The sequence below is a fragment of the Streptomyces sp. NPDC047042 genome, from assembly GCF_040644035.1.
Lineage (GTDB): Bacteria > Actinomycetota > Actinomycetes > Streptomycetales > Streptomycetaceae > Streptomyces.
Genome location: NZ_JBEYVP010000013.1, coordinates 119,376 through 131,987, shown reverse-complemented (window position 1 = coordinate 131,987; position 12,612 = coordinate 119,376). Strand labels below are relative to the sequence as shown.

Sequence of the window (12,612 nt, the reverse complement as noted above, 5' to 3'; positions counted from 1 at the left end):
CGGCGAGTACGAGGAGATGCTCTTATCCGCCCCATACCTTCGAACTAAAGGTGATGGCAGGGGGCCGTCACCGCTTACGAGGGGGCAAGTCCGTCATGAGGAACGGAGATACGCGGGTGCGGGGCATAGCCGCCCGGGCCGGCGGCTGGAGTGCCCGGCATCGCTGGGCGGCCGTCGGGATCTGGGTGTTGTTCGTCGTCCTGGCGATGGGCCTCGGCTCGGCCGCCGGCAGCGTCGAGGTCAAGGAGAGCGACCAGCTGGGGGGCGAGACCCACACGGCTGCCAAGATCATCGAGGATGCCGGGATCGACGAACCCGCGAGCGAGACCGTCCTCATCCAGACGAAGGACTCGGGCGTCAAGGCCACGGATCCCGCCTTCCGGGCCGCCGTCGCCGATGTCATGAAGGCGGTCGACAAGACCGGCAAGGTCACGGACGTCCAGTCGCCCTACGAGACGAACACCCTCTCGAAGGACGGACGCAGTGCGCTCGTCCAGTTCGACATGCGGGGTGACGCCGACACGGCGGGCGAGCGGGTCGAGCCGGTGCTGAAGGCCGTCGCGGACGTCCAGAAGGACCACTCGGAGCTGCGGATCGAGGAGATCGGCGGCGCCAGCATGAACAAGACGTTCGACGACGCCTTCGGGGACGACTTCAAGAAGGCGGAGCTGTCCGCCGTACCGGTGGCCCTCGGCATTCTGCTGATCGCGTTCGGCGCGCTGGTCGCGGCGCTGCTGCCGGTGGCGCTGGCGATCACCGCGATCATGGCGACGATGGGTCTGATGGGCATCGTCAGCCACCTCCAGCCGATGGACGACACCGCGAGTTCCGTGATGCTGCTCGTCGGTCTCGCGGTCGGCGTCGACTACTGCCTGTTCTATCTGCGCCGGGAGCGCGAGGAGCGGGCCGCGGGCCGCAGCCCCGAGGCCGCGCTGCAGATCGCGGCGGCGACCAGTGGCCGGGCGATCATCGTCTCCGGTGTCACGGTGTGCGTGGCGATGGCGGGCATGCTGTTCACCGGTCTCGCCACGTTCGAGGCGATGGGCCTGGCCTCGCTGATGGTCGTGGCGGTCGCCATGGTCGGTTCGGTGACGGTCCTTCCGGCGCTGCTGTCGCTGCTCGGTGAGCGGGTCGAGAAGGGCAGGATCCCGTTCCTGCACCCGGACAAGCGGCGCAAGAACGCGAACAGCGGCAAGGGCAACGGGGAGAGCCGCTTCTGGACGGCCGTGCTGAAGGTCGTACTCGCCAGGCCGGCCGTCTCGCTGGTGGTCGCGGCCGGTGCGCTGCTCGCCGTGGCCGCGCCCGCGCTCGGCATGAAGACCCAGAACCTCACCCTCGACCAGGAGTTCGGCGACTCGCTGCCGATCGTCGGCACCTACAACCGGGTCAACGACGCCTTCCCCGGCGGCTCCGAGCCGGCCGAGGTGATCGTCAAGGCGAAGGACATCAACGCGGCCGACGTGAAGTCCGCGCTGGCCGACTTCCGTGCGCTGGCGATCAGTTCGGGTGCCTCGCGCGGCCCGGTCGACATCAAGCTGCACGACGCCGAGAACATCGCCTTCGTGTACGTACCGCTGGTCGGCGGCTCCGACCTGGACAAGGCCGGGGAGAGCCTGGACAAGCTGCGCGACGAGGTACGTCCGGCCACGCTCGGCAAGGTCGAGGGTGTCCAGGCGCCGATCACCGGGCAGGTCGCAGGCTCGAAGGACTTCAACGACCAACTCGCGGGTGCGGTCGCCCCGGTGTTCGCCTTCGTGGTCGTGTTCGCCTTCCTGCTGATGCTCCTGTCGTTCCGCTCCCTGACGATCGCGATCACCTCGATCGTGCTCAACCTGCTCTCGGTCGGGGCGGCCTACGGCATCCTGGTCGCCGTCTTCCAGCACGGCTGGGGCGCGTCGCTGGTGGGCGCGGAGGGGGTCGGCGCCATCATCACCTGGCTGCCGCTGTTCCTCTTCGTGATCCTGTTCGGCCTGTCGATGGACTACCACGTGTTCGTCGTCTCGCGTATCCGCGAGGCGCATCTGCGGGGCCGTACGACGAAGGACGCGATCCAGCACGGGGTGGTCACCACGGCCGGGGTCGTCACCAGTGCCGCCGTCATCATGGTGGCCGTGTTCGCCATCTTCGGGACGCTGTCGATGCAGTCCATGAAGCAGATGGGTGTGGGCCTCGCGGCGGCGGTGCTCATCGACGCGACGATCATCCGGGGTGTGCTGCTGCCCGCGGTGATGGCCCTGCTCGGCGACCGCAACTGGTACTTCCCGAAGTGGCTCAACCGCCTGCCGGACATGACGCACGACGAGACGACGGAGCCCGCGTCACCGCCTCCGCCGCCTGCCGTGGAGGGTGAGCGGGTCGGGGTCTGAGTCACTCCGATCGCTCGTCGCAACCCTCTGAGCACCCTGCAAATCCCTTGAACTGAGGGCCCGTTGGTCACCGGGGAGCCAACGGGCCCTCTTCCCGTTCACTATCGGGGAAGCTCGGCCTCGATCAGGTCGGCGGCCCGCCGGGTGCCGCCCTCCTTCGCCATCCCGGCCTGGATCTCCGCGAGCCGCCGGGCGACCTCCGGATCGTCCACGAGCGCGAGGGCGGCGGCGCGCAGTGTCTCGGCGGTCGCCTTCTCCGTGGGCACGTGGCGGGCGATCCCGAGCCCCTGCAGCATCTCCGCGTTGCCGAACTGGTCGGCGGCCTGCGGTACGGCGATCATCGGCGTGGCGGTGGCCAGCCCCTCCTGACTGCCGCCGGCCCCGGCGTGCGTGACGAACAGGTCGGCCTGCCGCAGGATCGCCAACTGCGGTACCCAGGACCGTACTTCGACGCTGGCTGGGAGAGGACCCAGTTCGTCGGCGCCGACATGCCGGCCGACTTGCAGCACCACATGCCACCCGGGCAGGTCGCCGAAGGCCCGCACGCACTTCCGGTAGAACTCAGGCTGCTTGGTGAAGGCGGACCCGAGCGAGACCAGGACCACCTTCTCCGCGTCGGCGGGCCGCCGCCAGTCGCCCTGCTCCGAGCGGTCGCCCTGACAGGCGCCCACGAAGGTGTGGACGCGTTCGTCGACGCGGTCGGCGTTCGGCTGCAACGCCCTCGGGATCAGGACGAGGGAACGGGCGGGGCGGCCGGCGAAGGGATCGGGGTGCTGGGTGATCCCGTTCTCCTTCAGCCAGCCCTCGAACCGTTCGTAGTAGGCCCGCCCCCGCTCGGTCCGCCGGGGCTCGGCCCACATCGGCTCGGCGATCTCCTCCTCGTACCCGTCCCAGGCGACGAGAGTCGGCGAGAGGGAGACCGCCGGTACGCCCCAGCGGTGGGCGAGAACGCGGGCCGGATAGGAGGCGATGTCGTGCAGGACGAGGTCCGGCACACCCGCCTCGCTTCCCGCACCCCCCTCGAATGCCTCGATGAGCTGCGGGAGTGCCTGGATCGCGTCGGCGAGGAAAGGCTCGACATTGTCGAGGAGGGTGGTGCCCCACGCCTCCGGATCGGCATCGGGACCCGGCAGCGTCGAGTCGTAGGGCACGGGCCGCGCGCCGGTCCCGGCCACCTTCTCGGCGAACGCGGGCGGAATGGCGTACGTGACCCGGTGGCCGCGGGCCACCAGCTCGCGGATGACCTCGAGGCTGGGGTTCACGTGGCCGTGGGCGGCGATGGAGAACATGGCGATGTGGGCTGGGGTCATGGGCTCGACCATAGGCGAGACGAGACGTCTCGTGCAACGTGAATTACGGGGCGGTTCCGCCCATCGCAGGACGGTTCACCGCTGGTATCGCGCCAGCACCAGGTTTCCGTCCTTCTCCAGCCGTTTCCGCAGGTCGGCGAGGTCGATCGCGCCGCTGTAGTACTCCTGGAACGCGGGGGTCGCGACCTTGTCCTTCCACTCCGGGTAGCCGCGTACGGACTGGGCGGGGGCCGAGCGGAGGTGGGCGGCGAGGGCCGTGCCCGTGGCCCAGCCGTCCTTGGGTGTACGCAGGGAAGGGGACTTGAGGGCCTCGGTGCCTGTGGGGAGCATCCAGTCGCCGAGGGCGAGGCGGACCATGTTCTCGGGGCGCAGCATGAAGTCGATGAACTCGGCCGCCTGCGCCTGGTGTCGGCTGTCCTCGGCGATGGAGAGGGTCTGCGGGCTGACGCCCTGGGTGAGTCCGTCGGCGCCGGCCGGGGCGGGCAACACCTGCCACTCGAAGCCCTTGGGTGCCTGCTGCGCGATCTGCTGGCGGTAGGAGAACCCGAGCGGGACCATCGCGTACCGGCCGCCGAAGAACCCGGGCAGGGTGTCGGAGCCGCCACTACCTAGGGTCGAACTCGGCGCGCTGTCATCGGAGTTGACCTGCTCGTGGATCGTACGGGGGACTTCTTCCTCCGAGGCGTCGAAGCGGACGGTGACCTTGCCGTCCGCTCCCTGGTGGAACAGCCGGCCGCCCGCCGACAGCGACAGGTTGAGGGTGGCCGAGACGGGCTCCTTGAGCGGCCAGGCGACGCCGTACTTGCCGTCGCCGCTCAACTCGCGGGTCACCGACCGGAATTCGGTCCAGCTCCACGGGCGCTCCGGCGTGGGGACACGGACCCCGGACTCCCGCAGCCACTTCGCGTTGGCGATCAGGACACGCGGCTCCTGGAGGAACGGCACGCCGTAGACGCCGTCCCCGAAGGTCGTCGTCTCCCAACTCCATTGCGGGATGTCGGACTTGAGCCGCTCGGGCAGCAACTCGCGCAGATCGGCGAGGTAACCGCCGTACGCGAAGTCCGCGAGGTCGTCCGAGGCGTCGTGGATGATGTCCGGAGCCTCGCCGCCCTCGAAGGAGGTGAGAAGCTGGTCGTGGACGCTGTCCCAACTGCCCTGTACGTACTCGACCTTGACGTCCGGATGGGTCGCGTTCCACTCCTTCACCAGTGCCTTGTTGGCGGCGACGGACTCGTCCTGCCAGGCGAGGGACTGGAAGCGGAGGGTGACCGGGCCGCCGTCCGGGGTGGCGGTGCCGCCCGTGCAACCGGCGAGCAGCAGCACCACCAGGGCGACGAGCCATCGCGCGCGCATCAGCTCTTCACCGCCCCTGCCATCAGGCCGCCGGTGATGCGGCGTTGGACGATCGCGAACACGACGAGCGAAGGCAGCGTCGCCAGGAACGCGGCGGCGGCCAGCGGGCCGAGGTCCGCCACGCCCTCCGCGCCGATGAAATGGGTGAGGACGACCGGCAGGGTCTGTTTCTCCGGGGTCTTGAGGAGCACCAGGGCGAAGAAGAACTCGTTCCACGCCGTGACGAACGCGAACAGCGCCGTCGCCACGATCCCCGGCGCGAGCAGGGGCGCCGTGACGAAGACCAGGGTGCGCAGGCGTCCGGCGCCGTCGACAGCCGCGGCCTCCTCCAACTCGGCGGGCACGGCCCGTACATACCCGACGAGCATCCACAGCGCGAACGGCAGCGACCACACCACGTACACCATCACCAGCCCGAAGACGGAGTCGATCAACCGCAGGTTCTTCAGCACCAGGAACAGCGGGATGATCACCAGCACGAACGGGAACGCCTGGCTGACCACGACCCATCCGGTGGCCGCGCGCCCGAGGAGCGTGCGGTGTCTGGCCATGACGTACGCCATCGGGGTCGCGAGCAGTACGGCGATCAGTGCGGCCGAGGCCGCCGCAAGCAGGGAGTTCGACGCGGCGTGCAGCAACGGCTGTTCGTCGAAGGCCTGGCGGAAGTTGTCGAGCGTGGGGCTCTTCGGGATCCAGGTGGGGTGCGGACTGCCCAGTTCGCGCGGGGGTTTGAAGGCGGTGGACAGCAGCCAGAGGAACGGCAGGGCCAGAAAGGCGAGATACGCGAGAAGGGCCGCGTACTGGCCGACGCGGGCGCTCTTGCTGGTCCTCAACTCTCCTCGCCTCCCCGCAGCCGGCCGACGAGGAACACGGCGAGAAGGACGGAGATCAGCGCGACCATCACACAGCCCATCGCCGCCGCGTAGCCGAACTGCCCGTAGCGGAAGGCCTCTTCGTAGGCGAAGAGCATCGGCAGGCGGGTACGTCCGCCGGAGCCGCCGTTCGTCAGTACGTACACCAGGGCGAAGGAGTTGAAGTTCCAGATGAGGTTGAGGGCGGTGATGGCGAACGCGACCGGCCGCAGGGCTGGCCAGGTGACCGTCCGGAAGCGGCGCCAGGCGCCGGCGCCGTCCATCGCCGCCGCCTCGTGCAGTTCGCGCGGGGTGTTCTGCAGGCCGGCGAGCAGGGCCACCGTCGTCTGCGGCATCCCCGCCCAGACGCCGACGACGATGACGGCGGGCAGCGCGGTGGCAAGGCCGCTGAGCCAGTCGCGTCCGTCGCCCAGACCCAGGTCGCGCAGCGTCTCGTTGAGGACTCCGGCGTCCGCGTTGTAGACGAGCCGCCACATGATGCCGACGACGACCTCGGGCATCGCCCACGGGACGATCGCGAGGGCGCGGGCCAGCCAGCGCAGCCGTAACTCCTGGTTGAGGAGTAGGGCGAGGCCGAGCGCGAGCAGGAACTGGGGCGCGGTCACCCCGACCGCCCAGACCAGCCCGATCCGGAACGACTCCCAGAACAGCGTGTCGTGCAGCAGGTCCTGGAAGTTGAGGGTGCCGATCCACCGGGTGGACGTGGTCCGGCCGGACTGGGCGTCGGTGAACGCCAGCAGGATCCCGTACAGCAGCGGTCCCACGCTCAGGACGAGGATCGGGATCAGGGCGGGCAGGACCAGGAACCAGGCGCCGTGGCCGCCGAGTGACCGGCCTCTCTTCGGTCCGGCGCGGGTCGCGCGCTCAGTCGGCCGCCTCGTTCCGGTCGCCAATGTCACGTGGTCGGCTCCTTTGGTCGTCCGAGGTTGGTCGTCCGAGGTGGGTCGCCCGAGGTGGCCCCGTCATGGTCGTGAAGCCCGTGTAGGCAGTCAAGGCACCACGCAAACGCCCGACCAGCGCGAATGCGACACTGACCGGCGGATGGCGTGAACCCGACGCCGTTCGCGGACGTACACGGACATCCACAGCCGGGTACGAGTGACCGCAGGGACTACAGGGACTACAGGGACTGCACGAAAGGCGGACCATGGACGAGGCACGGGCCCGGGACGTACTGGCCACGGCGGACGTACTGCCGCCCGGCGCGGCAGCGGGCGCTCGGCTGCTCGCGCTGGGCGAGAACGCCGTGTTCGCGGCCGGTGACCTGGTCGTCAAGGTGGGCCGCGACGCCGAACTCCTCGACCGTGCGCGGCGGGAGCTGGACATCGCGCACTGGCTCGCCGAGGCGGACGTACCGGCGGTACGCGCGGCCACCCGGGAGGCGCTCCTCGTGGACGGCCACCCGGTGACCGTGTGGCACCGGCTGCCCGATCCCGTACGCCCCGCCGAACCCGCGGATTTGGCCGAACTCCTGCGGATCGTCCACGCCCTGCCGCTCCCCGGCTCGTTCGTGTTGCCGCCCCGGGAGCTGCTGGGCGGTGTCGAACGCTGGCTGCGGCTCGCCGGCGACGCGATCGACCCGGCGGACGCGGCCTATCTGCGTGAGCGACGCGACGGGTTCGCGGCGGCCGCCGCCGCGCTCACCCCGCAGCTGCCGCCCGGGCCGATCCACGGCGACGCGCTTCCCCGCAACGTCCACATCGGGCCCGACGGTCCGGTCCTGGTCGACCTGGAGACCTTCTCCGCCGACCTGCGCGAACACGACCTGGTGGTCATGGCTCTCTCCCACGACCGGTACGGGGTTCCTGCGGAGGCTTATGACGCGTTCACGGGGGCGTACGGGTGGGATGTGCGGGAGTGGGAGGGGTGTTCGGTGTTGCGGGGGGCTCGGGAGACGGCGAGCTGTGCGTGGGTGGCGCAGCATGCGCCGGTCAATCCGGGGGCGGTGGTGGAGTTTTCTCGGCGGGTGAGGTCTTTGCGGGAGGGGGATTTGACTGTGCGGTGGTATGCGTTTTGAGCGCCTAGGGGGGTGGGGCCTGGTGTTGTGGGGCGGGTGCGGGTTGGTTGTGGCTTGTCGCGCAGTTCCCCGCGCCCCTATCGGTCCCCGACCCTGATTTTTTGGGCTGCTTGTTGTAGTTCGGTCAGGACCGTTCTTACCGCCCTTCGGGCTGTTCGTTCTGGGCGGTGCAGGGCGTCGATGCGGCGGTTGGCCCGGATGCCTGTCAGGGGTTTGAGGGTCAGGGCGGGGTGGGGGCGGGAGGTCCAGCGGGGCATCAGGGCGAGGCCTCCGCCTGCGGCCACCGCCTCCGCCGCCACCGCGAACTCGTTGATGCGGTGGGCGAGATGGGGCCGTCTGCCCGCCGCGGTGGCGATGGCCTCGATCGTCGCCATGATCGGGAAGCCGTCGTGTACGGCGATCCATGGCTGGTCGGCCACATCGCCGGGGGTCAGCCGTCGCTTGGCGGCGAGCGGATGGTCGGCGGGCATCGCCACGTCGAGGGGTTCGCGCAGCAGCGGGGTCGCCGTCACCGTCCGCGGCCAGGGCGGGGCGTGGTCCAGTCGGTGGGCCAGGACCAGGTCGTACTCCCTGGTCAGCGGCGGGAAGTCGTCCTGCGGCACATCCTTGTCGGCCAGCGCGAGAACCGGCCCGTCCGGAGCTGACAGGGCCCGCAGCAGCAGGGGGAAGAACGCGGCGCCCGCGCTGTGGAACGCCGCCACGGACACCTGCCCGTCCGGCCGGTCCAGGAACTCCTCGACGGTGTGCCGGGCCCGCGCCAGCGCCGACTCCACCTCGGTCGCCGCGCCCGCCAGCGCCTGTCCGGCGTCGGTCAGCACCAGCCGCCGGCCCTGTCGCTCGGTGAGCGGGACCGGAATGGCGCGCTGGAGCAGCCGCAGTTGCTGCGAGATCGCCGAGGGCGTGACGAGCAGCGCGTCGGCGACGGCGGTGACACTGCCCAGCTCACCGAGTTCGCGCAGGATCCTCAGCTGACGTTCGTCCACGGGAGGAGTGTAGGCGGATGGTGTAGGGAAACTAACAGATCCTTTTAGAAGGTGGTCCTAGGCTTCAGAGTCGTCGTCGGTGCACCGTGGTCGCGTGTCCGACTCCCGCCGTACCGACGCGGTACTCCTTCTTGTCGCGCTCGTCTGGGGCTCCAGTTATCTGTCCGCCCAGACGGCGACCTCCGCCCTGCCCGTCCTCGTGGTCCTGTTCGCGCGGTACGCCGTGTCCGCGCTCGCCTGTCTCGGGGTGGTCGCCGCCGGCGGACGGGGGAAGGAACGGGGGCGGGGCAGCGGCTCTCGCCTGTGGACCCGCGAGGAGGTGCGGGCCGGGTTGCCGCTCGGGGTCACCCAGGCCGCCGTCCTCGTCGTGGAGACATACGGGGTCGCCCACACCACCGCCGCCAACGCGGGCCTCATCATCAGCCTGACCATCGTGCTCACCCCTCTCCTGGACCGCGCCGGACACCCCGGCGGGCTGCCCCCGGCCTTCTACGCCGCCGCAGGCGTCTGTGTCCTCGCCGTGGGCCTGCTCATGTCCGGCAACGGCTTCCACGCACCGCGTCTCGGCGATGTGCTGATGCTGGGCGCGGCGCTGGTCCGGGCGGTCCATGTCGCCCTCGTCGGGCGTCTCACCACGGGCCGGCCGATCCGTCCCCTTCAGCTGACGACACTCCAGACCCTGATCGGCACGGCCCTGTTCCTGCCGGCCGCCGCCCCCGACCTGCCCGCCCTCGCCCGCGCCGACGCCGGGACCTGGACGCAGTTGCTCTATCTCGCCCTGTTCTGCAGCGTGTTCGCGTTCCTCGCCCAGACCTGGGCCGTGCAGCGCACCTCGGCGAGCCGGGCCAGCCTGCTGCTGGGCACGGAGCCGATCTGGGCCGCCGCGATCGGCATCGCCCTCGGCGGCGAACATCTGACGCCGTTGACCGCGTTGGGCGCGACGCTGATGGTCACGGGCACGTACTGGGGTCAGTCGGTGGAACGCGCCCACCGCGCGCGCAGTACACCCGGCAGGGTCCTCGCCCCCGTCACCCCCCTCGCCCCTGCCCGGCCCGTCCTCGAGGGCTCCGCCCCCGAACCCCCGTGAGAGGCGCGGGCAGTAGTGGTCAGGCGGGCTGCCAGAGCTCGATCCGGTTGCCCTCCGGATCGGTGACCCAGCCGAATCGGCCGACGCCCTCCATGTCCTGCGTCTCCTCGGCCACGTCCGCTCCCCGGGAGCGCAGTTGCGCGAGCATCGCGTCCAGGTCCCGGACCCGGAAGTTGAGCATCGTCTGCTGGTCGCGGGACCCGAAGTAGTCGGTGCCGGACTCGAACGTCGCGAACACCGTCGGTCCGGCTTCCTGACGCCACAGCCCGTACTCGTCGACGTCCAGCCCCAGGCTGTCGCGATACCAGGCGCTCAGCGCCGCCGGATCGGCAGCCCGCATGAAGTGTCCACCGATTCCCAGCACACGTTCCATGCCGGCCATCCTGCCAGGAGGGCCGTCGGGCGGACCGGCACCGCGAGCGGAATGTCGTCGCGCCCGGCGGTGTGCCGACCGGAGACCGCCTCACACGACCTCGCCCACCGCCTCCCGCAGCGGCCAGGTGCCGTCCACCACGGCGTCCGTCTCCCCCTTGCGGCGCAGGAAGCTCTGGAAGTCCGCCGCCCATTCGGCGTACCAGTCGATCTGGCGCCGATGCAGCTCCACCGGCCCGAGCGCCGCGACCTTGGGATGCCGCTCGGCTATCGCGCACGCGAGCCGCGCCGCGGCCAGGGCGTCCGCCGAGGCGTCGTGGGCCGCGTCCAGCAGGACGCCGTACTCCGTGCACACCGCTTCCAGGTTGCGCTTGCCGCGCCGGTAGCGGTCGACGGAGCGGTCGATCGTGTACGGGTCGATCACCGGCGCCGGATCGAGGCCGCCGAGCCGCTCCCGCAAGGACGGCAGACCGTGCCTGCGCAACTCGGCGGAGAGCAGGGTGAGGTCGAAGTTCGCGTTGTAGGCGACCACCGGTACGCCCGTCTTCCAGTACGTCGTCAGGACGTCCGCGATGGCGTCCGCGACCTGGTCGGCCGGCCTGCCCTCGCTCGTCGCGCGCTCGTTGGTGATGCCGTGCACCGCGACCGCGTCCGCCGGGATCTCCACGCCCGGATCGGCCAGCCATTCGCGGCGGCCGAGCGGTTCGCCGCCCCGCACCTCGATCACCGCGCCGGTGACGATGCGCGCCTCGCCCGGGTCGGTCCCGGTCGTCTCCAGGTCGAAGCCGATCAGCAGCTCATGGTGCCAGCCCATGCCTGGCCCCCCTTCTTACCTTCTTGGTGGTGCTTTCCCCCAGTGGTCTCCACGATCCCATGAGCCACTGACAATCAGAGGACCGCGTTCCGCTTGGGGAAGGTGAGCGACTCAGGACACCGGCCGCGAATCGGCCCAGGCCACCTCGAACTCCTCACGGTATGTCGGGAAAAGGCCGATCTCCTCCGCCTCGCCCGACTTGACCACCCGGCTTCCGCCCCGCAGCACCAGCACCGGCGCCTCCATCCCGCGCGTCCGGCGCAGATACGACTGCACGATCGCGACCCCGTCCGAGGCGTCCCCGTCGACGAGGTAGGCCGTGAAGCGGGGCGTCTCGTCGAAGACCTGGATCTCGAAGGCGCCCGGGTCACGCAGGTTCGACCGCACCCGGCGCATGTGCAGGATGTTCATCTCCACGGCGCGGCTCAACTCGCCCCGCTTGAGGCCGAGTTCCCGTTCCCGCCGTTTCACCGCGCTGGAGGCGGGGTTCAGGAACAGCAGCCTCACCCGGCAGCCGGACTCCGCCAGCCGCACCAGCCGCCGCCCGGAAAAGTTCTGCACCAGCAGGTTGAGGCCGATCCCGATGGCGTCGAGGCGACGCGCACCGCCGAAGAGGTCCTCGGCGGGGAACTGGCGCATCAGCCGCACCCGGTCGGTGTGCACGGCGACCACGTCCCCGTACCGGTCGCCCACCAGGTCCTCGACCGCGTCCACCGGCAGCCGGCGCGCGGAGGGGACGTCACCGCCCGCGCCGAGGGTCTCCAGGAGCTTGCCCGAGGCCCGCTCGGCCTGGTTGAGAACGGCCTCGGAGAGGGCCCGGTTCCGGGAGACGACGTTGCGGGTGACCTCCAGCTCGTCCAGGGCGAGTTCGACGTCACGGCGCTCGTCGACGTACGGCTCGAAGCACGGCCAGTGCTGCACCATCAGCTCGCGCAGCTGCGGCAACGTGAGGAAGCTGAGGACGTTGTCGTCGGCGGGGTCGAGCAAGTAGCCCTTGCGGCGGCTGACTTCCCGTACGGCCACCGCGCGCTGCACCCATTCCTGGCCGGCCGGGCCGGCGGCGGCGACCACCCACTCGTCGCCGTGGACGGGTTCGTAGATGGGACGCAGAACAGCGGCCACGACCGCGCGCAACCGCTGTTCGACGAGGTTCAGCCAGATGTAGGCCCGGCCGGCCCGCTGGGCGCGTGTCCGCACCTCGTGCCAGGCGTCGGCGTCCCAGTCCAGTTCCGGGCCGATGGAACCCGTCCCCATCGGCCGTGCCAGGGACACCGCGCCGGGCGGGACCTCTGTGGAGTTACCCTCGTGACCCTCGTCACCAGGGGGCAGCTCCAGCCCTCCCGAGCCCACCCGTGCACCGCCTTCCGCTCCCCCGAGCTCTCCCCGTGGCCGGTCCCGGCCAACGATCAAGGAAGGGTACTCCGCAAGCGGTCGGCGA

10 protein-coding genes and 1 pseudogene are annotated in these 12,612 nt (G+C 70.5%); 3 read left to right on the top strand and 8 right to left on the bottom strand.

From position 1 onward, the window contains the following. Positions 1 to 95 precede the first annotated feature (95 nt). Positions 96 to 2,366 carry an MMPL family transporter gene (locus ABZ855_RS17235; RefSeq protein WP_360807534.1) on the top strand — a complete coding sequence of 757 codons (2,271 nt, stop codon included), beginning with the start codon at positions 96 to 98 and terminating at the stop codon, positions 2,364 to 2,366. A 101-nt stretch (positions 2,367 to 2,467) separates the two neighbouring features. Here ABZ855_RS17235 and mgt read toward each other — a convergent pair. From mgt to ABZ855_RS17215, 4 genes and pseudogenes are all read right to left on the bottom strand, one after another. Continuing rightward, a pseudogene (mgt, locus tag ABZ855_RS17230) lies at positions 2,468 to 3,713 on the bottom strand (macrolide-inactivating glycosyltransferase). 38 nt (positions 3,714 to 3,751) lie between these two features. Continuing rightward, a complete protein-coding gene (locus tag ABZ855_RS17225; protein ID WP_360807532.1) occupies positions 3,752 to 5,029 on the bottom strand; it encodes a sugar ABC transporter substrate-binding protein in 1,278 nt (425 codons plus the stop codon). Continuing rightward, the gene (locus ABZ855_RS17220; protein WP_360807530.1) at positions 5,029 to 5,862 is read right to left on the bottom strand and encodes a carbohydrate ABC transporter permease; all 834 of its coding nucleotides are present in this window, start codon (positions 5,860 to 5,862) and stop codon (positions 5,029 to 5,031) included. Before ABZ855_RS17220 ends, ABZ855_RS17225 begins: the two co-directional genes overlap by 1 nt. Continuing rightward, entirely contained in the window at positions 5,859 to 6,800 is a 942-nt protein-coding gene (locus ABZ855_RS17215; RefSeq protein WP_360807528.1) for a sugar ABC transporter permease, read from the bottom strand. The genes ABZ855_RS17220 and ABZ855_RS17215 overlap by 4 nt, the downstream gene beginning before the upstream one ends. 248 nt (positions 6,801 to 7,048) lie before the next feature. Here ABZ855_RS17215 and ABZ855_RS17210 point away from each other — a divergent pair, with 248 nt between their 5' ends. Then, a complete protein-coding gene (locus ABZ855_RS17210) occupies positions 7,049 to 7,918 on the top strand; it encodes an aminoglycoside phosphotransferase family protein (RefSeq protein ID WP_360807527.1) in 870 nt (289 codons plus the stop codon). Positions 7,919 to 7,995: 77 nt separating this feature from the next. On the opposite strand, the gene ABZ855_RS17205 is transcribed toward ABZ855_RS17210, so the two are convergent. Next, positions 7,996 to 8,901 (bottom strand): LysR family transcriptional regulator, encoded by a 906-nt coding sequence (locus ABZ855_RS17205; protein ID WP_360807525.1) that lies wholly within the window; start codon positions 8,899 to 8,901, stop codon positions 7,996 to 7,998. A 94-nt stretch (positions 8,902 to 8,995) separates the two neighbouring features. Here ABZ855_RS17205 and ABZ855_RS17200 point away from each other — a divergent pair, with 94 nt between their 5' ends. Then, positions 8,996 to 9,988: a DMT family transporter gene (locus ABZ855_RS17200; RefSeq protein WP_360807523.1), complete on the top strand. Its 993-nt coding sequence runs from the start codon at positions 8,996 to 8,998 to the stop codon at positions 9,986 to 9,988. A gap of 19 nt (positions 9,989 to 10,007) precedes the next feature. On the opposite strand, the gene ABZ855_RS17195 is transcribed toward ABZ855_RS17200, so the two are convergent. The 3 genes from ABZ855_RS17195 to ABZ855_RS17185 form a co-directional block, all read right to left on the bottom strand. Next, positions 10,008 to 10,361 carry a VOC family protein gene (locus tag ABZ855_RS17195; RefSeq protein ID WP_360807521.1) on the bottom strand — a complete coding sequence of 118 codons (354 nt, stop codon included), beginning with the start codon at positions 10,359 to 10,361 and terminating at the stop codon, positions 10,008 to 10,010. 90 nt (positions 10,362 to 10,451) lie between these two features. After that, on the bottom strand, positions 10,452 to 11,174 hold the full coding sequence (locus ABZ855_RS17190) for a 3'-5' exonuclease (RefSeq protein ID WP_360807519.1): 723 nt from the start codon (positions 11,172 to 11,174) through the stop codon (positions 10,452 to 10,454). Between the two features lie 111 nt (positions 11,175 to 11,285). Further along, complete coding sequence (locus ABZ855_RS17185) at positions 11,286 to 12,524, bottom strand: SAV2148 family HEPN domain-containing protein (protein WP_360807517.1); 1,239 nt, start codon at positions 12,522 to 12,524, stop codon at positions 11,286 to 11,288. Positions 12,525 to 12,612: the final 88 nt, after the last annotated feature.